Origin of the sequence: Aeromicrobium sp. Leaf289, assembly GCF_001423335.1 — a bacterium.
Classification (GTDB): domain Bacteria; phylum Actinomycetota; class Actinomycetes; order Propionibacteriales; family Nocardioidaceae; genus Aeromicrobium.
Genome location: NZ_LMNK01000002.1, coordinates 691,134 through 713,133 on the forward strand (window position 1 = coordinate 691,134; position 22,000 = coordinate 713,133).

The following is a 22,000-nucleotide window of genomic DNA, read 5'->3' on the forward strand; positions in this document are numbered from 1 at the left end:
CGTCCTACCCCTCCTTGGTAGCGCAGATGGCGCACGGGCGCGCGTCGGGAGGGGCGCGCAGGAGGGGCTCGAGCGCCGTTTCGTGGGTCCGTGGCGGTGGCGCTCGAGACCCTGCTCAGACGTTGCGCCGGTACTGTCCACCGACCTCGAAGAACGCCTCGGTGACCTGCTGGAGGGAGCAGACGCGGGCGGCGTCCATGAGCACGGCGAACACGTTGTCGCCCTCGACCGCAGCCTTCTTGAGGCGGGCGATCGCTGCCTCGGCCTCGGAGCGGTGCGTCTCCTGGAAGGCGTGCACGCGGTCGAGCTGCGACTGCTTCTCGGCCTCCGTGGCGCGGGCCAGCTCGACCGTCGGAGCCTCGACCTCCGACTCCGGGCGACGGAACGTGTTGACGCCGATGATCGGCAGGGAGCCGTCGTGCTTGCGGTGCTCGTAGAGCATCGACTCGTCCTGGATGCGACCGCGCTGGTAGCCCGTCTCCATGGCTCCCAGCACGCCGCCGCGCTCGTTGATGGCGTCGAACTCGGCCAGCACGGCGTTCTCGACGAGGTCGGTCAGCTCGTCGATGATGAAGGAGCCCTGGAGCGGGTTCTCGTTCATCGCCAGGCCCCACTCGCGGTTGATGATGAGCTGGATCGCGAGCGCGCGGCGCACGGACTCCGCGCTCGGCGTCGTGACGGCCTCGTCGTAGGCGTTGGTGTGCAGGCTGTTGGCGTTGTCGTAGATCGCGATGAGCGCCTGCAGCGTGGTGCGGATGTCGTTGAAGTCCATCTCCTGCGCGTGGAGGGACCGACCAGACGTCTGCACGTGGTACTTCAGCTTCTGGCTGCGGTCGTTCGCGCCGTACTTCTCCTTCATCGCGACTGCCCAGATGCGTCGCGCCACCCGGCCGAGCACCGAGTACTCCGGGTCCATGCCGTTGGAGAAGAAGAACGACAGGTTGGGCGCGAAGTCGTCGATGTCCATGCCGCGCGCCAGGTACGACTCGACGTACGTGAACCCGTTGGCGAGGGTGAAGGCGAGCTGGCTGATGGGGTTCGCCCCGGCCTCGGCGATGTGGTACCCGGAGATGGAGACGGAGTAGAAGTTCCGCACCCCCTCGTCGATGAAGAACTGCTGGATGTCGCCCATCATCCGCAGGCTGAACTCGGTGGAGAACAGGCAGGTGTTCTGGCCCTGGTCCTCCTTGAGGATGTCGGCCTGCACGGTGCCGCGGACGTTCTTGAGGGCGTACGAACGCAGCTCGGCGTGCTCGGCCTCGGTGGGCGCGCGGCCCTCCTTCTCCCGGAAGCGGGCGACCTGCTGGTCGACGACGGTGTTGAGGAAGAAGGCCAGCACCGTGGGTGCAGGACCGTTGATGGTCATCGAGACCGACGTGGACGGCGAGACGAGGTCGAAGCCGTCGTAGAGCGCCTCCATGTCGTCGAGCGTCGCCACGGAGACGCCCGACGTGCCGACCTTGCCGTAGACGTCGGGGCGCGGGTCGGGGTCGCGGCCGTACAGCGTGACCGAGTCGAAGGCGGTGGACAGGCGGGTGGCGTCGCCGTCCTCGCTCAGCAGCTTGAAGCGACGGTTGGTGCGGAAGGGGTCGCCCTCGCCGGCGAACATGCGGGCCGGGTCCTCGCCGTCGCGCTTGAACGAGAAGACGCCCGCGGTGTACGGGAAGTGGCCGGGCAGGTTCTCGCGCCGCCAGAAGCGCACGAGGTCGCCGTGGCCGGTGAAGCGGGGCAGGGAGACGCGCGGGACCTTGGTGCCCGAGAGCGACTCCCGCGTGAGCTGGGTGACGATCTCCTTGTCGCGGACCTTCACGACCTGCTCGTCGCCGGAGTAGGCCTCGACGACGGCCGGCCACTGCTCGATCTGGTCGGCGACGTCGTGCGGGACGGCCTTGCGGGCGGTCTCGAGCAGCTCGGTGACGCTCGAGGCGTCCAGGTCGGCCTCGGCGAGCTCGCTCGCGGTGGTCTCGAGGCGCTGGGCCCGGTCGGCGGCGTCGGCCAGGCGCTCGGTCTCGGCGTGGTAGCCGCGCACCGTCTCGGTGATCTCGGACAGGTAGCGCACGCGGTCGGCGGGCACGACGGCCTGGATCCCGCTCGAGTACCGCACGGCCACGGGCGGCAGCACGCCCTCGGCGACGGGCAGCCCGCGCTCGCCCAGGACGTCGCGCAGGTGCTGGTAGAGCGCGGTCACGCCGTCGTCGTTGAAGGTGGCGGCCGACGTGCCGAAGATCGGCATGTCCTCGGGCTTCTTGCCGAAGGCCTCGCGGTTGCGGACCAGCTGGCGGCCGACGTCGCGGTAGGCGTCCTTGGCCCCGCGGCGCTCGAACTTGTTGATCGCCACGACGTCGGCGAAGTCGAGCATGTCGATCTTCTCCAGCTGCGACGCGGCGCCGAACTCCGGCGTCATGACGTACATCGAGGTGTCGACGTGCGGCACGATCGCGGCGTCGCCCTGGCCGATGCCCGGGGTCTCGACGACCACGAGGTCGAACGCGGCGGCCTTGAGCACGGCGACGACGTCGTCGAGGCAGTCGGGCAGCTCGTGGGAGCCGCGGGTGGCCAGCGACCGGAAGTACGCCCGCTCCCCGTCGAGTGAGTTCATCCGGATGCGGTCGCCGAGCAGGGCGCCGCCGCCGCGACGTCGGGTGGGGTCGACGGCGAGGACGGCCACGCGCAGCTTGTCCTGCTGGTCGACGCGGAAGCGCCGCACGAGCTCGTCGGTGAGCGAGGACTTGCCCGATCCGCCGGTGCCGGTGATGCCGAGGACGGGGGAGGGGTGCGCGGCCGCGGCGTCCTGCAGGCGCTGGCGGTCGGCGTCGGCGAGTCGGCCGGTCTCGGCGAGCGTGATGGCCCGGGCGACGGCCGAGCGGTCGCCGGCGAGCACCGCGTCGACGTCGAAGTCGCCGAGGGTGGTCAGGTCGACGTCGCAGTCGCGGACGACGGAGTTGATCATGCCCACGAGCCCGAGGCGCTGCCCGTCCTCGGGGGAGAAGATCGTGACGCCGGACTCGCGGAGCCGGGCGATCTCCTCGGGCACGATGACGCCGCCGCCACCACCGACCACGCGGACGTGGCCGGCGCCCTGCTCGCGCAGCGACTCGACCAGGTACTCGAAGTACTCGACGTGCCCGCCCTGGTACGACGAGACCGCGACGCCCTGCACGTCCTCCTCGATGGCGGCGTCGACGACCTCCTTGACCGAGCGGTTGTGCCCGAGGTGGATCACCTCGGCCCCCTGGCTCTGGAAGATGCGCCGCATGATGTTGATCGAGGCGTCGTGGCCGTCGAAGAGCGCCGACGCGGTGACGAGTCGGACCGGGTTCGACGGGACGTGGAGATCAGCCATAGGAACCACAATAGTCGGACATCCAACTAATCGTCCACCCTGGGTAGACTGACCCCATGACCTCCGTGCCCCCCACGCCGCGGCTCGCGTTCGACCCGCTGGAACGGGCCGGGGAGCTGTGGGAGGACCGCATCGGCGACGCCACGGCCATGCGGCTCGCGACGTCGATCATGCGGGTGCAGCAGCTGGTGATCGGCCGGCTCGACGCGGCGCTGAAGCCGCACGGCATCACGTTCGCCCGGTTCGAGGTGCTCCGGCTCATCTCGTTCAGCCGGGAGGGGCGCCTGCCCCTCAGCAAGATCGGCGAACGGCTCATGGTGCATCCTACGTCGGTCACGAACGCGATCGACAGGCTCGAGACGCACGGACTCGTGGTCCGCGAGCCCGATCCGGCCGACCGGCGGCGCACCTTCGCGACCCTCACGCCCGAGGGCGAGCGCGTGGTCGAGGCGGCCACCGAGGCCCTCATGGACGTCCAGTTCGGCGTGGCCGAGCTCGACGCCGACGACCAGCAGGCGGCCTACACGCTGCTGCGAGGGCTGCGGCAGGTCGACTTCACGTGACCGCGCCGGCGGCCCCGGCGACGGTGCCGTGGTTCGCGCGGCCGTGGGTGTGGGTGATGGGCGCGCTGTCGGTGCCGTTCCTGCTGCGTCTCGTGCTCGGCGAGGGCGCGCGCCCTTTCGGCACGGTCGTCCTGTGGCTCGGCGTCGTGGGAGCGGTGGCTGCGACCATCGCCAAGGCGCACCGCTGGGCGACGCGAAGGACGCAGGTGGTGGCCTGGGTGAGTGGGATCGGGACGCTCGTGGGCTTCGTCTACGCCTGGACACGACCGGAGTACGACGCCGGGATCGGCGACGCCGGGCTCGTCCTTCTCGTGACGATGGTGCACGTTGGCGTCGCCTGGGGCACGCAACCACCGACGCGCTGAACCTCGACCTGCGGCCGCGTCTCCTTGGCCGCGGGTCGACCTGCTGCTGCGCGGCTCCGGCTGGGTCGTGCCGTGCGGCTGCGTCGCTGTGGCTGGGTCGTGCCGTGCGGCTGCGTCGCTCCGGCTGGGGCGGGTCTTGCGGCTGCGTCGCTGTGGCTGCGAGTGGACCTGCGCTCCGAAAGGGCCTCGACCGGTGGACGGGTCCGGGGTCGGGTGGGCTCTCGGAGCGTGGCTCGGGGGACGCAAGGTTCTGCGTTCGTGCGTGAGGGGGCGAAGGATCAGGGCCTCGACCGGTGGACGGGTCCGGGGTCGGGTGGGCTCTCGGAGCGTGGCTCGGGGGACGCAAGGTTCTGCGTTCGTGCGTGAGGGGGCGAAGGATGCTGCGTTGGTGGTCGGATCCCGTCGTGAACGCAGCATCGTTCGGGCTCCAGCACGCGAAGGCAGAATCCTGCGTCCAACGGGGCTTCGGTACGCGGCGGGTGGGCAGGGATTCTCCCTTCTCGTGGACCGTTCCACGCAGAAGGAGAATCACTGCCCTTCAGGGCGCCATGTCGTCGCCACGATGCTTCNCGCGGCGGGTGGGCAGGGATTCTCCCTTCTCGTGGACCGTTCCACGCAGAAGGAGAATCACTGCCCTTCAGGGCGCCATGTCGTCGCCACGATGCTTCCTTCGCGAGGCACGGTCCACGCGAAGGAAGCATCGTGCGTGGATCCCGCGCAGAGGGAGAATCGTGGCCGCGCCCCGCACACCCACCCGAGCCCAGACGCCCTGCTCCGGTCGAGGCCTTTCGGAGACCACCCCGACTCGCAGCCACAGCAACGCAGCAGCGAGCGAGAACCCGGCCGCGCCCCGCAGACCCAGCCAGGACCAGTCCCACCGCTCCGGTCGAGGCCCTTTCGGAGCGCAGGTCGACGCGGAGCCACAGCGACGCAGCCGCAGGCGGGCGCTCGGCCAAGGCGACGCAGCCGCAGGCGAGCGCTCGGCCGAGACGCCGCCGCCGCCGACGACTCACCCACGCGACGCAGCCGCGGGCGTAGACCCGATCGGGCCGACGTCGCCTAGGGTGAGGCCCACATCGAACGAGGGGGGATCGACGTGGAGGTCGTCCACACAGCCATCGCCATCGTGCTGGTCGTCGGGCTGATCATCTGGGTGAAGGTCGATCCGGTGATCTCGCTGGTGATCGCCTCGCTCTACCTCGGCCTCGCCGCCGGGGTCGGGTTCGCGGACACGATCACGGCGATCACCGAGGGCTTCGGCTCGATCATGGCCGAGGTGGGTCTGCTCATCGGCTTCGGCGTGCTCATCGGGGCGTTGCTGCACTCGCTCGGCACCTTCCGCAAGCTCGTGCACGCGCTGCTCAAGGTCGTGGGCGCGAAGCGTCTGCCCTATGCCCTCACCGGAGCGCTCTCCACCGTCTTCCCGTCCATCTACGTCGACGTCCAGGTCGTGCTCGCCGCGCCCATCGCGCGTTCCTCGGCCCCGCACATCGGACCGCGCGGGCTCGCGCACCTCGCCGGCGCGATCGGCACCGGCATCTTCGCCGGCTACGTCTTCGTGATCCCCGGGCTCGCGGCGGTCTCGATCGCGGGACTCCTCGACGTCCCGCTCGGCACGTGGTTGCTCTACGGCATCGTCCTGGGGCCGCTCACCGCCGTCATCACCACCTACCTGTTCGGGCTGATGCTGCGGGCCGGCTGGTGGAAGCCCGAGGCCGACGAGGCGGAGGACGACCCGCTCGACTACGACGACGGCGTCGAGCAGAACACCGCCGGCACCGGCCCGGGCGAGCGCGACACGCTCCACGACGTCGAGGTGCCGCTGTTCACGTCGCTGCTGCCGATCCTCGTGCCGCTCGTGATGATCGCCTTCGGTGCGTTCGCGGAGCTGCTCGACTTCTCCAACGCGTTCATCGCCTTCATCGGCAACGCCAACGTCGCCCTCTTCGTGGGACTGCTCGGTGCCTACGTCCTCGCCCGCGCGGCCGCGGGCACCGAGCGGACCGACAAGGCGCTCAAGACCGGGTTCCACACGACGGGTGAGATCCTGCTGATCACCGGCATCGGCGGCTCGCTCGGGGCCGTCATCGAGGCCACCGGTCTCGACGCCACGCTCGCTGGGCTGTTCTCGGCCAGCGAGGGCGCGGCCGTCGTCACGAGCGTCCTGCTCGCCTGGTTCATCGCCGCCGTCCTGCACCTGGCCATCGGCTCGGTCTCGGTCGCCGCCATCACCGCCGCCGGCATCATCGGCCCGGTGCTCACCTCCATCGAGGTGGCACCGATCGCCATCGGCCTCGCGATCGCCTCCGGTGCGATGTTCGCGCTGACGGTGAACTCCAACTTCTTCTGGATGTTCAAGTCGTTGCTCGGCCTGACCACCCAGGGCGCCCTGAAGTCGATGACGGTGGTCACCAGCATCGCGTCACTGGTCAGCCTGCCGATGGTGCTGGCGATCGCCTTCGTGGTCTGACGTCCCACCGCCGAGCGCCCAGGTCCGAGCGTCAGGGGTCGACGCGGTAGCGGCCCTCCAGGAACACGTCGACGCCCTGGATCTTCGGCACGTCGATGCAGCCACTGACCACGCCGAGCAGCACGGAGTCGGGACTGATCTCGACCTCCACCTCGTACTCGGCGGGTACGGCGTCCCGGACCCGGTCGGCGAGGTCGGGCGGTGCCGGCTCGGAGAGCTCGAGCCTCGCGTCGACCCGGTGCCGGACCCGGCTCAGGTCGTCGGGGTCGCACCGCTGCGTGTCCGCCAGGCCGGCCAGCTCGTCGTCCGGTGACAGCGCGATCCGCGGACCGACCGCATCGAGGGCGGACCGGAACGCTTCGTCGGTGCGGTCCTGCCAGCGCGCGACGCCCTCGACGTCGACGTCCGGCGAGGTGCATCCGGACGTCACGGTGACGAGGAGGGCCGTCGCGGCGACGGCGCCGGCGAGGCGTCGAGGGGTCACTGCTTGAGCAGCATCGCGGCGCCGAGCGTCTCCTCCGGCACGCCCAGGCCCTCGATGAGGGTCAGCAGGTGCGGGCGGAGCTCGGCGAGCTGCTCGTTGAGCAGCTGGGTCACGGCCTTGGCGCGCTGGTCGGAGATCCGGTTGTGGGCCATGAACCAGGCGAGGTCGTCCTCGATGACGCTCAGCGCGTACAGCGTGCAGACCTTGCGCAGCAGGTCGGCGGCGTCAGGGTCCTCGCAGCGCGCGATGCCGGCGGTGAACGCCTCGAGCACCACCCGGTCGACGTGCGCCCGTCCGCACCGGATCAGGTGGTCCTGCGCCTCGTTGAAGATGCGGAAGGCCTCGTCGCCCTCGGCCTTGGCGGCTCGCTGCAGACGTCGGGCAGCGGTCTCGATCAGGTGCTGCTCACGGTCCTCGAACAGGCTCAGCTGCGTGCCGCGGTCGAGCAGGTCGTGGGCGTCGCCACCGGTGGGCGCGGCGTCGATGAGCCGCTGGATGAGCTGGCTCGCGGCCGTCCGCTCGCGGACCGTCTCGGCCACGGTCTCGGCCACGAACCGCACCATGCCGACCGCGTCGAGCCCGCCGACCTCCTTGGCGTACGACGTGAGCAGCTCCTTGCTGAGCAGCTGGAGCATCACGTGGTTGTCGCCCTCGAAGGTGGTGAACACGTCGATGTCGCCGCGCAGCACCGTGAGGCGGTTCTCGGCGAGGTAGCCGGCGCCGCCGCACATCTCGCGCGACTCGTTGATCGCCCGCGACGCGTGCCAGGTCATGATCGCCTTGAGGCCGGCGGCGCGGCCCTCGAGCTCGCGCTGCTCCTGCAGGTCGGGCTCCGTCGAGCGCTGCAGCCGGTCCATGCGCGAGACCTGCTGGTTCTGGGCGAACCGGTAGGCGTACGAACGGGCGATGAGCGGGAGCAGGCGGCGCTGGTGCACGCGGTAGTCCGCCAGCAGCACCTCGGGCTCGCCGTCCTGGCCGAACTGGCGCCGCTCCAGGGCGTAGCGTCCGGCGATGCTGAGGGCCACCTCGGCGGCGGCGAGCGCCGACCCGCCGACGCTGATCCGCCCGCGCACGAGCGTGCCGAGCATCGTGAAGAACCGTCGGTTCACGTCCTCGATGGGCGAGGAGTAGGTACCGTCCTCGGCCACGTCGCCGTACTTGTTGAGCAGGTTCTCGCGCGGGATCCGCACCTGGTGGAAGGAGAGACGGCCGTTGTCCACGCCACCGAGACCACCCTTGTGGCGGTCGTCGCCGATCTCGACGCCGTCGCAGGTCTGCCCCTTCTCGTCGCGGATCGGCACGATGAAGCAGTGCACGCCGTGGTTCTCACCTCGGGTGACCAGCTGGGCGTACACCGCGGCGACGGTGGCGTGAGCGGCGGCGTTGCCGATGTAGTCCTTCGTGGCCGACGGCGTGGGGGAGTCGACGACGAACTCCTGCGTGTCCGCGTCGAAGGTGGCCGTGGTCTCGAGGTGCTGCACGTTGCTGCCGTGGCCGATCTCGGTCATGGCGTAGCAGCCCACGAGGTCGAGCGAGATGAGCCGCGGGATGAGGTCGCGATGGCGCTCGGTGCCGAGGTTCTCGACCGCGCCGCCGAACAGACCCCACTGCACGCCCGCCTTCACCATGAGCGAGAGGTCGAACTGGGCCAGCATCTCGATGCCGGTGACGGCCATGCCCGGATCGCCGCCGCCGCCGTGCTCGGTGCGGAAGCCGGCTGCGGGGACGCCGGTGTCGACGAGGCCCTCGAGCTGGCGCAGCGTCCGCTCGCGAGCGGCGTCGATGTCGAGGTCGAGGTCGTACGCCAGGTCCATCTCGGCGAGCTCCCTGCGGGACTGCTCGCGCACGTGGCGCCACTTGCCGTCGAGGGCGATGCGGACTTCTTCGGACAGGCTCATGGACGAAACGCTACTCGTGGGTCGCTTCCGCCGCAGCGGTCCGCGCGAGGTCGGTCGGCCAGGACGCCGGGTGGTGCCGTGCAGCGGGTCTCAGGCGGCCGAGACGAAGATCGCCGCCGCGGCCACGTGCCCGACGTCGAGCGTGCGACCCTCGATCCGGACCGCCAGGGTGCCCGCGAAGTCGTGCCGCTCCACCAGGTGCACACGGACCCCGAGGACGAGCCCGAGCTCGACGAGGTGGCGCAGCAGGGCCGGGTCGTCGTCGGAGACGCGCACCACGACGAGGTCGGCGGGTGCCTCGACGTCGACCAGCCGGCGTGCGTCGAGCGCGGGCAGTCGGCCGTCGGCCGTCGGGATGGGGTCGCCGTGGGGGTCGAACTCGGGGTGGCCGAGCCGCTCCGCGAGCCGTTCGACGAAGTCGTCGCTCACGGCGTGCTCCAGCACCTCGGCCTCGTCGTGCACCTCGTCCCACGCGTAGCCGAGGTACTCGACGAGGAACGTCTCGACGAGCCGGTGGCGACGGACCATCGCGAGCGCGGCCGTCCGACCCGACGCCGTGAGGGTGACGGCTCCGTAGCGCCGGTGGTCGACGAGCCCCTGGGCGGCGAGCTTCTTGAGTGCCTCGGAGACCGTCGAGGGCGTCACGCCGAAGCGGTCGGCCAGCGCCTTGGAGGAGATGGGGGTGTCGTCCCACTCCTGGCTCGTCCAGATGACCTTGAGGTAGTCCTGCATCGAGGAGGACAGCGCCAAGGGGGCCTGGGTCGAGGCGGAGGGGGTGTCAGGCACACGTCCAGGGTATCGGCGGACGGCCGCAGGACGGGCGCCATGGAAGTTCGGTTGACCGAACTTCCATGTTGCCCCGTGCCTGGTAGTGTCTGAGGCATGGCGAACATCGCGCACTCCGGCTCCAGCCGTCCGGCACCGCGCCGGCTCACGGCCGCCGAGTCGCGTCTGCTGCGCACCGGCCTGCTGCGCACGGTGCTCTTCGTGGCTGCCTTCGTCGCGTTCCTGGCGATCGGTTCCGTCCTCTCCTGAGGCGTTGAGTGCGTTGAGTACGTCGTGGCCGGGCGTCGGCCGCGGCGCACGCGTAGCGTCCTGCTGAGTCGACCGATGGAGGACCCATGACCAGCTGGACCACGCCCGACCTCTGCGACACCCACCACCCGGATCGGCTGGTGGTCGTCCAGCCGGGTCTGCTGCGCGGCTTCGGTGGCCGTGAGGCGTTCAGCGGCGCCGTCGAGACGGTGGCCTGCTTCGAGGACAACTCGCACGTCAAGCGCCTCGCGGACGAGCCGGGCGACGGCCGCGTCCTCGTCGTCGACGGCTGTGGATCGCTGCGCCGCGCCCTCCTCGGCGACGTGATCGCCGCCCGCTTCGTCGAGAACGGGTGGTCCGGGCTGGTCATCCACGGCGCCGTGCGCGACGTCGAGATCCTGCGGGACCTCGACCTGGGCGTCCAGGCGATCGCCCCGTGCCCCGTCCGGACCGAGAAGCGCGGCCTCGGCGACGTGGGCGTCGCGGTGACCTTCGGCGGCGCGACGATCCGGTCCGGCCAGTGGGTCTACGCCGACGCCAACGGCGTGGTCGTGGCCGACGAGCCCCTCGTCTGAGACCCTCGTCGCACCTGCGACGCCGGGACGCAGGGCTGGTGCGAGTGATACGGTCCGCCTGTCACTCGACACACAACTCCACGTGCCCGAGTGCGGGGAAGCCGGTCCGAATCCGGCGCTGACCCGCAACCGTAGCCCTCGCTCCGCGAGGGGAGCCGGAACGCCGCATCGGGCGCCTGACCAATCACGCTGTCGTGGTCGCAGCGGGTCCCCTCGGGATCCTCATGCCTTTGCAGCGGGTGAGGACCCCATGAAGAAGTCCCTGCGTCGCGGCCTCGTCGCGACCGCCGCCACCGCCCTCGGTGCCGGTCTCCTCGCCGTCCCGGCCGCGCAGGCCGACACGTCGCGCACCCCGCAGACGGTCAACGCGGCCGACTGGCTGTCGGGCCAGGTCGTCGACGGCGTGCTCTACAACGAGCAGTTCGACTTCGTCGACTGGGGCCTGACCCTCGACACCCTCCTCGCCCTCGACGCCGTCGGCGGCTACAACGCGAAGGTCGCCGACATCGCCGACGCCCTCGCCGAGGATCTCGGCAGCTACATCGGCACCGGCGAGGAGAAGTACGCCGGATCCACGGCCAAGGCGCTCGTCGCCGCGCAGGCTGCCGACCGCAACGCCGCCGACTTCGGCGGCACCGACCTGGTGGGGGCCACCGAGGCCCGTGTCGACGGCACGGGTCGCCTGGCCGACGAGTCGGCCTTCGGCAACTTCGCGAACGTGTTCGGTCAGGCCTTCGCGGTGAAGGGCCTCCACGCCGCCGACTCCGGCGAGGCGCCTGCGGCCACGACCTTCCTGCTGCAGCAGCAGTGCGCCGACGGCGGGTTCCGGCTGGACTTCACCGCCACCGACACGTCCTGCTCGGGCGACGACGCCCAGACCGACTCGACCGCCATCGCGGTCGACGCGCTGCTGCCGCAGAGCGGCACCCCGGCGGTGGCGACCGCCCTGGCCGAGGCCGAGGCGTGGCTGGTCTCCCAGCAGGGCGACGACAAGTCCTTCAGCGGCGGCCCCGGCACCGAGACCGCCAACACCAACAGCACCGCGGTCGCTGCCGTGGCGCTCGAGAAGCTCGGCGAGGAGCAGGCCGCTGCCGACGCCGCCGCCTGGATCGCGCAGCGCCAGGTCACGGCCTACAGCGCCTGCGGCACGGAGCTCGACGGCCAGTTCGGCGCCGTCGGCTACGACGACGCCGCCATCGCGACGGCCGAGGACGACGGCATCGAGGTCGAGACCGCGGACCAGTGGCGTCGCGCCACCGCCCCGGCGATCACCGCGCTGCAGTCCTACGACGACCCCAGCCCGCTTCCCAAGAAGACGTTCGAGGTCACCGCGCCCAGCGGCTACGTCGCCGCCGGCGCACCGGTCGCCCTGACGGCGTCGGGCCTGGCCCCCGGTGAGCGCTACTGCGTCTACTCGGTCGACGGCTCGATCGCCAAGGCCGGCAAGGCGAACACCAGCGGTGTCGCCACCATCTCGGCCACGGCCCCGTCGCCGGGCGTGCGCCCCGTGTACGTCTACGGCGAGCGCGACGCCCGCCAGGGCGAGGCCTCGCTGCGGGTCCTCACGACGACCAAGCGGTTCGTCGCGACGACGAACGTCAAGACGGTCAAGCGCAACGGCAGGATCCGCGTGTCCGCCCGCGGCCTCGCCCCGAGCGAGCCCGTGCGCATCGGCTACGGCGGGACGTACATCAAGACCACCAACGCCCGGACCGACGGCACCATCGACTACACGTTCGGCGTCGGCTCGTCGACCGGCAAGAAGAACGTCTACGTCCGCGGCATCGTGAACACGCGCCAGGGCATCGCGTCGTTCACCGTCGTCAAGTGACCAGGCGACTCCTCGCCGCGCTGGTCGCCGTCCTCCTCGGGACGGCGACCGGTGCGGTCGTCCTCGCCGCACCCGCGCAGGCTGCGGCCTGCGCCAAGGGTGACGGCGTGACCGTGGTCGTCGACTACCACCAGCTGGGTGGGGGTGCCTCCACGACGTGCGTCCCCGGCGGTGGTCGCAAGGCCACCTCCGCGTTCGACGCCGCAGGCGTCTCCCTCCGCTACGCCGCCCGGCAGCAGGGCTTCGTCTGCCAGGTCAACGCGAAGCCGGCCAACGCCGGGTGCGTGCAGGCCTCGCCGTCCGACGCCTACTGGTCGCTCTGGGTCTCCAGCGGCAACGGCAGCTGGAGCTACGCGACGGCCGGCGTCGGCGGCGTCTCCGTGCCGAAGGGCGGCTGGGTCGCCTGGAGCTGGCAGGGCCAGAGCGGCAGGGCCCAGCCCGGGGTCTCCCCGGTGGGCAAGGCGGCCGCGGCCCCGGCCCCGAAGCCGTCGAGCCGGCCCACGCAGAAGGCGCCCACGGCTGCGCCGACGTCGGCGGTCCCGTCCGCGGAGGCCTCGGCCAGCGCCAAGGCGAAGGCCGAGCAGAAGGCCCAGGAAGAGAAGAAGGCTGAGCAGAAGGCTGGGCAGAAGTCGGGGCAGGGGGGCGAGGCGGGCGCCGCCAGCCCCTCCGACGGAGCCGGCGACGACGGCACCACGTCCGACGACGAGACCCGCGCGACGTCGGCCGACGCCGGGTCGCCGTGGCCCACGCTGGTCGGTGTCGCGGCCGTGCTGGTGCTGCTCGGTGCCGCCGGGATCGTCGCGTGGCGGCGGAGGGGAAGCGCGCCCTGACCTGCCCTGCCGCGGAACGGCGATGACCGCTCCCGCCCGTGACCTGCATCCCGGAGCCTGGTGGCTCTGGGCGCTCGGTCTCGCCGCGGCGGCGTCGTTCACCCTCAACCCGCTGGTGCTCGCGTTGATCGCGGCGGTGGTGGTCCTGGTGGTGATGGCCCGTCGCAGCGAGGCGCCGTGGGCGATGTCGTTCCGGTTCTACGTGTACTTCGCGCTGTTCGTCGTGGTGCTGCGGGTCGTGTACCGGATCCTGTTCGGCGGAGGTGCGCTCGAGGGCGACACGATCGTGCTGCACCTGCCCGAGATCCCGCTGCCCGACGCGGCCCGCGGCATCCAGCTCCTGGGCGACGTGACGTCGACGGCGCTGCTCGGTGCGCTCTACGACGGCATGCGGCTGGCCGTGATCATCCTGTGCGTGGGAGCCGCGAACTCCCTGGCGAACCCTCGTCGCCTCCTCGCCGCCGTGCCCCCCGCGTTCTACGAGGTCGGCACCGCCGTGGTCGTGGCCCTGTCGGTCTTCCCGCAGCTCGCCGAGAGCGTGCAGCGGGTCAACCGTGCGCGTCGACTGCGGGGCGACGCCGGCAAGGGAGTCGGCCGGCTCCGGCGCGTGGTCGTGCCGGTGCTGGAGGACGCCCTGGAGCGGTCGATGACCCTGGCGGCCGGGATGGACGCGCGCGGCTACGGGCGGTCGGGCACGGCGACCCCGCGGGAGCGGCTCCTGACCGGGGTGCTCATGCTCACCGGGCTCGGCGCGCTCTGCGTCGGCGCGTACGCCTACCTCGACGGAACCGCGCCCCGTCTGCTCGCCGGGCCGGTGCTCGTGCTCGGGGTCCTGCTCGCCGCCGCTGCGCTGTGGTCGGCCGGCCGGCGCGTGCAGCGCACCCGCTACCGGCCCGACCGGTGGCGTCGGCCCGAGGTCCTCACGGCGCTGTGCGGCGTCGTGGTCGCCGTCGGGGTCGACCGCGCCTTCGACCTCGACCCGTACGTGGTGGTCCCCGACCTCGAGCGGTGGCCCACCATCGGCGTCCCGCTCGTGCTCGTGCTGCTGGTGGGTGTGCTCCCGGCCTTCCTGACCCCACCTCCGGCGCCCGACGTCGCCGGCGGTGCCGACCGTGCCGGTGGCCCGGGGCGCGACGCCGAGGAGGTGGACCGTGCTCGAGCTGCGTGACGTGACCTTCTCCTACGACGACGCCGCAGGGACCGGGACGGCGGAGCCGACCCTGCGCGACGTCGGCCTGGTGCTGCCCGACGGCGAGCTGCACCTGGTGTGCGGACGCACGGGGTCGGGCAAGTCGACGCTGCTCGGCCTGTTCAACGGCCTCGTCCCGCACTTCAGCGGCGGCCTGCTCGAGGGCGACGTGCGCGTGGACGGCACGTCCATCGTCGGCACGCCACCGCGCGAGCTGGCGCACCTCGTCGGGTACGTCCCGCAGGACCCGCTGTCGGGCTTCGTGAGCGACGTCGTGGAGGACGAGCTGGCCTACGGCATGGAGCAGCTCGGGCTCGACCCGCAGACCATGCGGCGTCGGGTGGAGGAGACGCTCGACCTGCTGGGCATCGCCGACCTCCGACGTCGTGCGCTGCGCACGCTGTCGGGCGGCCAGCAGCAGCGGGTCGCGATCGGCGCCGTGCTCACGATGCACCCCAGGATGCTGGTGCTCGACGAGCCGACGTCGGCGCTCGACCCCACGGCTGCCGAGGACGTGCTGGCCACGGTCGCCCGGCTCGTGGCCGACGTCGGGCTCGGGGTGGTGGTGGCCGAGCACCGGATGGAGCGGGTGATCCCCTTCGCCGACCGCCTCGTCGTGGTCGAGGGTGGTCGGGTGCGCGACGGCGAGCCGGCCGACCTGCTGCGCGAGAGTCCCGTCGCGCCGCCACTGGTGGAGCTGGGCAGGCTCGTCGGGTGGGAGCCGCTTCCGCTCACCGTCCGCGACGCTCGGCGTCGGGCCGGCGACCTGCGCTCTCGGCTCACGGGCGCGCCGGCCCGGACGGCGTCGGCCCAGACCGCATCGGCCCAGACGGGGCCCCCGGTGCTGCGGGCGCGCGACATCTCGGTCGACTACCGCCGGCACCGCGCGGTCAGCGGCGTGGACCTGACGGTCGACCCCGGCCAGGTGGTCGCGCTCATGGGCCGGAACGGGTCGGGCAAGTCGTCGCTGCTGTGGGCGCTGCAGGGCGGTCTCAAGCGCGCGAGCGGCTCCGTGGCCGTCGGGGCCGACGGGCTCGACCCGGCCGGCCTGTCGCCGGCGGCCGCCCGTGCGCTGGTGGGACTCGTGCCCCAGACCGCGTCGGACCTGCTGTACCTCGAGACCGTCGACGACGAGTGCGCGGCGGCCGACACCCACGCGGACGCCGAGCCGGGGCGCTGCCGCGGACTGCTCGACCGGCTCGCGCCGGGCATCGCCGGAGCCCACCATCCTCGCGACCTGTCCGAGGGCCAGCGGCTCGCCCTCGTGCTGGCCATCGTGCTCACGACGTCGCCCCGCGTGCTGCTGCTCGACGAGCCGACGCGCGGCCTCGACTACGCCGCGAAGGCGCAGCTGGCGGCGATCCTGCACGCCCAGGCGGCCGAGGGTCGCGGCGTCGTGGTGTCGACCCACGACGTGGAGTTCGTCGCCCAGGTGGCCGACGCGGTCGTCGTCCTCGCCGAGGGCGAGGTGGTCTCGGCCGGAGGCGTGTCCAAGGTCCTGGCCGAGTCGCCCGCCTTCGCCCCCCAGGTCTCCAAGGTCCTGGGGTCGGACTGGCTCACCGTCGCCGACGTCGAGGGAGCCCTCCCATGACCTCCCCCCATCGGTGGATCCTCAACCTCAGGACCGCACGGGGCCCCGCATCGGTGGATCCTCAACCCCAGCGCCGCGGCTGCGGTTGCGGATCCACCGATGGGTGCGGCCACGCGTCGGCCCGGGACAGGGGTCGACGATGACGGCGCGGCTGGGCCTGCGCTCGGCGCTCGTGCTCGGCGTCGCGTCGCTCGCGGGCCTGGTCATGTTCCTGTGGCCGTTGTTCATCGAGCCGACCGCGGGGGCGGAGCGGGTCGACCAGCCGTTCCTGTTCATGGCGCTCCTGCCGATCGTCGTCATGGTGGTGGTGGCCGAGCTCACCGAGGGCGGCATGGACGCCAAGGCGCTGGCGATGCTCGGCGTGCTGACGGCGGTGAACGCGGCACTGAGACCCCTGGGAGCCGGGACGGCCGGCATCGAGACGGTGTTCTTCGTGCTCGTCCTCGCCGGGCGGGTGTTCGGGCCCGGGTTCGGCTTCGTGCTGGGCTGCACCTCGTTGTTCGCGTCGGCCCTGCTCACGTCGGGCGTGGGGCCGTGGCTGCCGTTCCAGATGATGTGCGCCGCGTGGATCGGACTGGGTGCGGGTCTGCTGCCGCGGCGGGTCACGGGACGGGCGGAGATCGCGATGCTCGTGGTCTACGCCGTGGTCGTGGCGTACCTGTTCGGCATGCTGATGAACCTGTCGTCGTGGCCGTTCCAGCTCGGCATCGCCGCCCCCGGGGCCGACGAGACGCTGCAGCTCGTGCCGGGTGCGCCGATCCTGGAGAACCTGCACCGCTTCCTGGTCTTCAACCTCGTCACGTCGACCTGGGGCTGGGACACGGGCCGCGCGGTCACCAACGCGCTGCTGGTGGCCACGCTGGGACCCGCCGTGCTGGTGACCCTGCGCCGGGCGGCCCGGCGTGCTCGGTATGGCCGCACGGCCGAACCGGTCCCGCAGCCCTGAGGCGGGCTCGTCGTCTGTGACGATGGACGACATGCTCCGCCACGCTCACCACCTGCTGTCCGTCGTCGTCTGCGCCGCTGCCCTGGTAGCCGCTCCGTCCGCTGCGCAGGCGGCCGCCGAGGGCGAGTGCGGGTCCGACGACGTCGTGGTCGTGGTCGAGCCCACGACGCTCGACGGTGATCAGCTCGTCCGCTGCGCCACGGACCTCGCCGGCGACGCCACTGCCTACGACGCTCTCCAGGCGGCTGGTCTCGACGTCGAGGAGACGCAGGGGTCCGCACCCTTCGTCTGCCGGATCGACGGTCGGCCCGACGCGGCCCAGGAGACGTGCGGCGCCTCGCTCTCCGGCGACGGGTACTGGGCCTTCCTCACCGCCGACGAGGGCGGCGAGTGGTCGTACGCCCAGACCGGCGTGCGCGACCACGACGTCGTGCCCGGTGAGTTCCTCGCCCTGCGGTACCAGCTGCTCGCGGACGGGGAGGACGTGACGGTCGAGACGCCGAGCACGCAGCAGACCCGCGCCGAGGCCGAGCTGGTCGCGACCCCGGGCGAGGCCGACGACGTGGCCACCTCCACCGGGTACGCGATCGGGTGGGTCGAGATCATCGTCTTCGTCCTCGTGCTCGGCGTCCTCGTGGTCGGCGCCGTGGTCCTGGCACGCCGCCGTCGGCCCTGACGGTTCCCGCTGCCCGGCACACTGGGCCCATGCTCACGACTCACCAGCCGGGCCACACGGTCCGCTTCGACTGGGGTCCGGTCGGCGGCCGCGCGATCTCCGACGGAGCCGACGTCGCCGTCGTCGTCGACGTGCTGTCGTTCACCACGGCGCTGGGGGTGGCGGTGGAACGCGGCAGCGTCGTGGTGCCTTACCCGACCGGTCGCGCCGACGCGGCCGAGGTCGCGGCGCAGACCGGCGCGGTGCTGGCCGCCGACCGGGCCTCGGCGGGCCCGGACGAGCCCACGCTCTCGCCGGCGCGGCTGCTGCGGGTCCCGCTGCCGGGTCGACTGGTGCTGCCGTCACCGAACGGGTCGGCCGTGGCGCACGCACTCGCGGGCTCGGCCACCACGGTGGTGGGCGCGAGCCTGCGCAACGCGGCTGCCGTCGCGGCCTGGATCGCGCGGGAGCACGACGCCGACGACACGGTCGTGGCCGTGGTCGCCGCAGGGGAACGGTGGAGCGACGGCTCGCTGCGACCCGCACTCGAGGACCTGTGGGGTGCCGGTGCGGTGCTCGCGGCCCTCGAGGACTTCGAGTGGCCGGGCCTGTCGCCGGAGGCTGCCGCCGCGGCCGACGCGTACCGGCTCGTGCAGGGACGCGAGGCCGCCCACCTGAGGGCCTGCGCGAGTGGTCAGGAGCTCGTCGCGGCAGGTTGGTCCGACGACGTCGGCGTGGCGGCCGAAGTCGGGGCCAGCAGCGTCGTGCCGGTGCTGAGCGACCGCGGTTTCGTCGCCGCCCCGTGAAAGTCGGCGCATTCCGAAACTATTCATGACTTTGGTCCTGAATGCTCTCGGGAAATGCCCGCATTATCGGGTGGTGGGCGATATGGTTCCGGCATGGCGAAAAAGACCGTGGAAAAGTTCTACTCCGACCTGAGTGGCGACGAGATCGACACCCCGGCACCGACGGTGTCGTTCACGTTCGACGGAGTGGGCTACCAGGTCGACCTCACCGAGTCCGAGCGTCAGGCCTTCGCCGACGCCGTGGCTCCCTACATCGCCGTCGGCCGCCGCGCCGCCGGTCGCACCACCCGGACCTCCTCCTCGGGCGGCGGTTCCGGCGTCGACGCCAAGGCCGTGCGAGCCTGGGCGCAGGAGCAGGGCCTGGACGTCCCGGCCCGTGGCCGCGTCCCGTCGTCGCTCATCGAGGCCTACCAGTCCGCGAACTGAGCCGAGCCCGACGACTCATCCCCGCGCGAACACCACTCCGGCGAGATCCTCGGAAAGGTCCCACGCACGCGTGGCGTCGCCGAGGTCGCTGAGAGGCTTCCAGAGATCCACCGGACCCGGGGCGCCACCGGTGCCCCCGAGGCCCTGCGGACCGTAGAAGGGCGCCGGGTCCGGCGCGGTCGCCGCGAGCACCGCCGGCAGCGCCGCGCTCTCGGGAGTGCCGACGAGCACCCCCAGGGCCGAGAGTCGACGGATGACCCGCACGCTGAGCGTGTCGCCGGACCGACCCACCTCGGGCCGGGCCGCCAGCAGGCTGGTCGGCGCCACGCCCGGGTGGGAGAGGTTGCTCGTGATGCCCCAGCCCTCGACCCGGCTCCGGCGGTCGAGCTCGAGGCCGAAGAGACCCAGGGCGATCTTGGACTGCCGGTACGCGCGCATGCCGTCGTAGGCGCGCTCGAACCCGGGGTCGTCCCAGTTGATGACGCCGCTCCTGGCCGCCACGCTGACCTGCGACGTCACCCGTGCCCCGCCGTCCACGAGGAGCGGGAGCAGGTGGGCGGTGAGCGCGACGTGAGCGAGGTGGTTGGTGCCGAGCTGGAGCTCGAAGCCGTCCTGCGTGGTCTGGCGCTCCGGCGGCGTCATGACGCCTGCGTTGTTGACGAGCAGGTGGATCGGCTCGCCCTCCGCACGCATCGTGGCGGCGAAGGCCTCGACCGACGCAAGCGACGAGAGGTCGAGGTCGTGGAGGGTCAGGCGAGCCCCCGGGTGCCGCCCGCGGATCGTCCGCACGGCCGCCTCTCCCTTCGTGCGGTTCCGGACGGGCAGGACCACGTCGGCTCCGGCGGCGGCGAGCGTCCGGGCGATGACGAGCCCGATCCCGTCGCTCGCGCCGGTGATGACCGCGCGCCGACCGGTGAGGTCGGGGACGGCGATGTCGTAGGTCCTGGGTGCCACGGTGTCTCCTGACGATGGGGGCGGCACGTGCCGCTGGCTCCAGCCTTCGGCACGACCCCGACCGGATCCAGGGTCCGACGATCCGTGGATGCGCGGACCGCCACGGGGCACGATGGAGCCATGATCGATCGGACCGGGCTGTCGGACTTCCTCCGCGTGCGCCGCGAGGCGCTGCAGCCGGAGGACGTGGGCCTGCCGCGCGGGCAGCGACGGCGGACGTCGGGGCTGCGCCGCGAGGAGGTGGCGGTGCTGTGCCACATGTCGGCCGACTACTACACCCGGCTGGAGCAGGAGCGCGGACCACAGCCGTCGGAGCAGATGGTCGCGGCCATCGCCCAGGGCCTGCACCTGTCACTCGACGAGCGCGACCACCTGTTCCACCTCGCCGGGCACCGGCCGCCGGAGCGCGGAGCCGAGAGCGACCACGTGAGCCCGGGGATGCTGCGGATCCTCGACCGGCTCGTCGACACCCCGGCGGAGATCGTGACCGAGCTCGGCGAGACCCTGCGCCAGACCCCGCTCGGTGTCGCGCTCGTCGGCGACCTGCGGCGGTTCAGCGGGCCGGAGCGCAGCATCGGCTACCGCTGGTTCACCGTCCCCGGGGCGCGGGACCTCCACCCGCCCGAGGACCACGAGCACTTCTCCCGGATGTACGTCTCCGGCTTGCGCGGCATCATGGCCCGGCGCGGGCCGACGTCGAAGGCGGCGCGCCTCGCCGCTGCGTTGGCGGCCGAGAACGAGGAGTTTCGGGCGCTGTGGGACGAGCACCAGGTCGGGATCATGCCGCACGAGCTCAAGCGGTACGACCACCCGACGGTGGGCCGTCTCGAGCTGAGCTGCCAGATCCTCCAGGACCCGCGGCAGGCGCACTCCCTGCTCGTCTACACCGCGGTCCCCGGCAGCGAGAGCCACGAGCGGCTGCAGCTGCTGTCGGTCGTGGGGAGCGCGGCGGGCTGATGGTCAGGACGGCGTCGAGTCGTCCGGTCGGAAGACGTAGGTGATCAGGAGGTCGCCGGAGGAGGACCGCTCGGAGCGGACGAGGGCGAGTCGTCGGGTCGGCGAACCCGGCTCGAGCAGACGCCTCCCGCGTCCGGCCACCGTCGGCACCACCACGAGCTGTAGCTCGTCGACGAGACCGGCCGCGAGCAGCGACTGGGCCAGACCGATGCTGCCGTGGATGCCGATGTCGCCGCCGTCCTGTGCGGCGAGCGAGCGAACGTGGTCGGCGGCGTCGGTGTGCACCGCCGTCGAGTTCTGCCACGACCCCGTCAGGGGCGTGGAGGTGACGACGTGCTTCTCGGTCCCGTTGATGAAGTCGGCGAAGGGCTGCACGTCGCTCGTGGGCCAGTAGTCGCACCAGTAGTCGTAGGTACCTCGGCCCAGGAGGACCGTGTCCTGACGCTCGATCACAGCGGCCAGGTTGTCGAAGATCTCCGGGCCGGCCTCGAACATCCAGTCGCCCGGCTCCTCGGCGACGCCGTCGAGCGAGAGCAGCTGGTACAGCACGACGCGACGCACGAGTGCCTCCTTGTTCCTGTGTGGAAGAGCGACGCTATCGCACCTGTGGGTCGTGAGCAGGCGTCCGCTCCGCCGCGCGGCGGAGCGGGACGCTCCCTCTGGAGGAAGGCACCCGTGGAGGTAGGGACTTCGTCGCTCGCTCCTCTCCTCCTCGAATCGCCACGCCGGATGCGGAGTCCGTGAGCCCTCGGCGTGTTCGAGAACGACGGAGCCCCTCAGCACTGAGGTGCCGAGGGGCTCACGATCTCTGCGGAGGATAGGGGATTCGAACCCCTGAGAGCTTTCACTCAACCCGCTTTCCAAGCGAGCGCACTAGGCCACTATGCGAATCCTCCGCCGACGAGCGTACCCGCCGCATCCCGCTTGGAACCCACCGGGTCGGCCCCCGTATGCTGGCCGCAGCCCCTCGCGTGGCGCTATCTCACCCAATCCCCCAGGGCCGGAAGGCAGCAAGGGTCAGTGGGCTCTAGCGGGTGCGCGAGGGGTCCTCACGTTCCAGGAGCTTCCTCGCGCCCGCGCCA

20 protein-coding genes, 1 tRNA gene, 1 other RNA gene and 1 riboswitch are annotated in these 22,000 nt (G+C 71.9%); of the genes, 15 read left to right on the plus strand and 7 right to left on the minus strand.

From position 1 onward, the window contains the following. Positions 1–115 precede the first annotated feature (115 nt). A complete protein-coding gene (gene icmF, locus ASF37_RS07265) occupies positions 116–3,343 on the minus strand; it encodes a fused isobutyryl-CoA mutase/GTPase IcmF (RefSeq protein WP_056579697.1) in 3,228 nt (1,075 codons plus the stop codon). 56 nt (positions 3,344–3,399) lie between these two features. Here icmF and ASF37_RS07270 point away from each other — a divergent pair, with 56 nt between their 5' ends. From ASF37_RS07270 to ASF37_RS07280, 3 genes are all read left to right on the plus strand, one after another. Beyond that, positions 3,400–3,906 carry a MarR family winged helix-turn-helix transcriptional regulator gene (locus ASF37_RS07270; protein ID WP_056579699.1) on the plus strand — a complete coding sequence of 169 codons (507 nt, stop codon included), beginning with the start codon at positions 3,400–3,402 and terminating at the stop codon, positions 3,904–3,906. After that, complete coding sequence (locus ASF37_RS07275) at positions 3,903–4,271, plus strand: hypothetical protein (RefSeq protein WP_055963007.1); 369 nt, start codon at positions 3,903–3,905, stop codon at positions 4,269–4,271. The genes ASF37_RS07270 and ASF37_RS07275 overlap by 4 nt, the downstream gene beginning before the upstream one ends. A gap of 1,096 nt (positions 4,272–5,367) precedes the next feature. Continuing rightward, positions 5,368–6,741, plus strand: a complete 1,374-nt coding sequence (locus ASF37_RS07280) for a GntP family permease (RefSeq protein WP_056579701.1) — start codon at positions 5,368–5,370, stop codon at positions 6,739–6,741. A gap of 31 nt (positions 6,742–6,772) precedes the next feature. Here ASF37_RS07280 and ASF37_RS07285 read toward each other — a convergent pair whose 3' ends face one another. The 3 genes from ASF37_RS07285 to ASF37_RS07295 form a co-directional block, all read right to left on the minus strand. After that, the gene (locus ASF37_RS07285) at positions 6,773–7,225 is read right to left on the minus strand and encodes a hypothetical protein (protein WP_056579703.1); all 453 of its coding nucleotides are present in this window, start codon (positions 7,223–7,225) and stop codon (positions 6,773–6,775) included. Beyond that, on the minus strand, positions 7,222–9,123 hold the full coding sequence (locus tag ASF37_RS07290; RefSeq protein ID WP_056556489.1) for an acyl-CoA dehydrogenase: 1,902 nt from the start codon (positions 9,121–9,123) through the stop codon (positions 7,222–7,224). The genes ASF37_RS07285 and ASF37_RS07290 overlap by 4 nt, the downstream gene beginning before the upstream one ends. 90 nt (positions 9,124–9,213) lie before the next feature. Continuing rightward, positions 9,214–9,909 carry a metal-dependent transcriptional regulator gene (locus tag ASF37_RS07295; protein WP_056579705.1) on the minus strand — a complete coding sequence of 232 codons (696 nt, stop codon included), beginning with the start codon at positions 9,907–9,909 and terminating at the stop codon, positions 9,214–9,216. A 96-nt stretch (positions 9,910–10,005) separates the two neighbouring features. Here ASF37_RS07295 and ASF37_RS17130 point away from each other — a divergent pair, with 96 nt between their 5' ends. The 10 genes from ASF37_RS17130 to ASF37_RS07340 all read left to right on the plus strand — a co-directional run bounded on the left by ASF37_RS17130 (position 10,006) and on the right by ASF37_RS07340 (position 19,007). Next, positions 10,006–10,158, plus strand: coding sequence for a hypothetical protein (locus tag ASF37_RS17130; protein ID WP_156368144.1), 153 nt, complete (start codon positions 10,006–10,008; stop codon positions 10,156–10,158). Between the two features lie 86 nt (positions 10,159–10,244). Next, positions 10,245–10,733 (plus strand): ribonuclease E activity regulator RraA, encoded by a 489-nt coding sequence (gene rraA, locus ASF37_RS07300; RefSeq protein ID WP_056579707.1) that lies wholly within the window; start codon positions 10,245–10,247, stop codon positions 10,731–10,733. 95 nt (positions 10,734–10,828) lie between these two features. Beyond that, a riboswitch (cobalamin riboswitch) is annotated at positions 10,829–10,898 on the plus strand. Between the two features lie 85 nt (positions 10,899–10,983). After that, the gene (locus ASF37_RS07305; protein ID WP_056579709.1) at positions 10,984–12,564 is read left to right on the plus strand and encodes a hypothetical protein; all 1,581 of its coding nucleotides are present in this window, start codon (positions 10,984–10,986) and stop codon (positions 12,562–12,564) included. After that, entirely contained in the window at positions 12,561–13,394 is an 834-nt protein-coding gene (locus tag ASF37_RS07310; RefSeq protein WP_056579711.1) for an LPXTG cell wall anchor domain-containing protein, read from the plus strand. The genes ASF37_RS07305 and ASF37_RS07310 overlap by 4 nt, the downstream gene beginning before the upstream one ends. A gap of 22 nt (positions 13,395–13,416) precedes the next feature. Then, positions 13,417–14,562: an energy-coupling factor transporter transmembrane protein EcfT gene (locus ASF37_RS07315; protein WP_056556474.1), complete on the plus strand. Its 1,146-nt coding sequence runs from the start codon at positions 13,417–13,419 to the stop codon at positions 14,560–14,562. Next, positions 14,546–16,174 carry an ABC transporter ATP-binding protein gene (locus ASF37_RS07320; RefSeq protein ID WP_056580516.1) on the plus strand — a complete coding sequence of 543 codons (1,629 nt, stop codon included), beginning with the start codon at positions 14,546–14,548 and terminating at the stop codon, positions 16,172–16,174. The genes ASF37_RS07315 and ASF37_RS07320 overlap by 17 nt, the downstream gene beginning before the upstream one ends. A gap of 139 nt (positions 16,175–16,313) precedes the next feature. Continuing rightward, positions 16,314–17,120, plus strand: coding sequence for an ECF transporter S component (locus ASF37_RS07325; RefSeq protein WP_055963035.1), 807 nt, complete (start codon positions 16,314–16,316; stop codon positions 17,118–17,120). A 22-nt stretch (positions 17,121–17,142) separates the two neighbouring features. Next, a complete protein-coding gene (locus ASF37_RS07330) occupies positions 17,143–17,796 on the plus strand; it encodes a hypothetical protein (protein ID WP_056579713.1) in 654 nt (217 codons plus the stop codon). 29 nt (positions 17,797–17,825) lie between these two features. Then, positions 17,826–18,581 (plus strand): 2-phosphosulfolactate phosphatase, encoded by a 756-nt coding sequence (locus ASF37_RS07335; RefSeq protein WP_056579715.1) that lies wholly within the window; start codon positions 17,826–17,828, stop codon positions 18,579–18,581. Positions 18,582–18,674: 93 nt separating this feature from the next. After that, positions 18,675–19,007: an Lsr2 family protein gene (locus ASF37_RS07340; protein ID WP_156364880.1), complete on the plus strand. Its 333-nt coding sequence runs from the start codon at positions 18,675–18,677 to the stop codon at positions 19,005–19,007. Positions 19,008–19,022: 15 nt separating this feature from the next. Here the strand turns inward: ASF37_RS07340 and ASF37_RS07345 are convergent, their stop codons facing one another. After that, a complete protein-coding gene (locus ASF37_RS07345; RefSeq protein WP_056579717.1) occupies positions 19,023–19,961 on the minus strand; it encodes an SDR family oxidoreductase in 939 nt (312 codons plus the stop codon). A 120-nt stretch (positions 19,962–20,081) separates the two neighbouring features. Between ASF37_RS07345 and ASF37_RS07350 the strand changes: the two genes are divergently transcribed. Then, positions 20,082–20,918, plus strand: coding sequence for a helix-turn-helix transcriptional regulator (locus tag ASF37_RS07350; RefSeq protein ID WP_056556460.1), 837 nt, complete (start codon positions 20,082–20,084; stop codon positions 20,916–20,918). Positions 20,919–20,921: 3 nt separating this feature from the next. Here ASF37_RS07350 and ASF37_RS07355 read toward each other — a convergent pair whose 3' ends face one another. Both ASF37_RS07355 and ASF37_RS07360 read right to left on the minus strand, forming a co-directional pair. Continuing rightward, positions 20,922–21,479 carry a dihydrofolate reductase family protein gene (locus ASF37_RS07355; RefSeq protein WP_056579719.1) on the minus strand — a complete coding sequence of 186 codons (558 nt, stop codon included), beginning with the start codon at positions 21,477–21,479 and terminating at the stop codon, positions 20,922–20,924. A 250-nt stretch (positions 21,480–21,729) separates the two neighbouring features. After that, a tRNA-Ser gene (locus ASF37_RS07360) sits at positions 21,730–21,814 on the minus strand. Between the two features lie 62 nt (positions 21,815–21,876). Here ASF37_RS07360 and ffs point away from each other — a divergent pair. Further along, an RNA gene (ffs, locus tag ASF37_RS16825) (signal recognition particle sRNA small type) lies at positions 21,877–21,972 on the plus strand. Positions 21,973–22,000 lie beyond the last annotated feature (28 nt).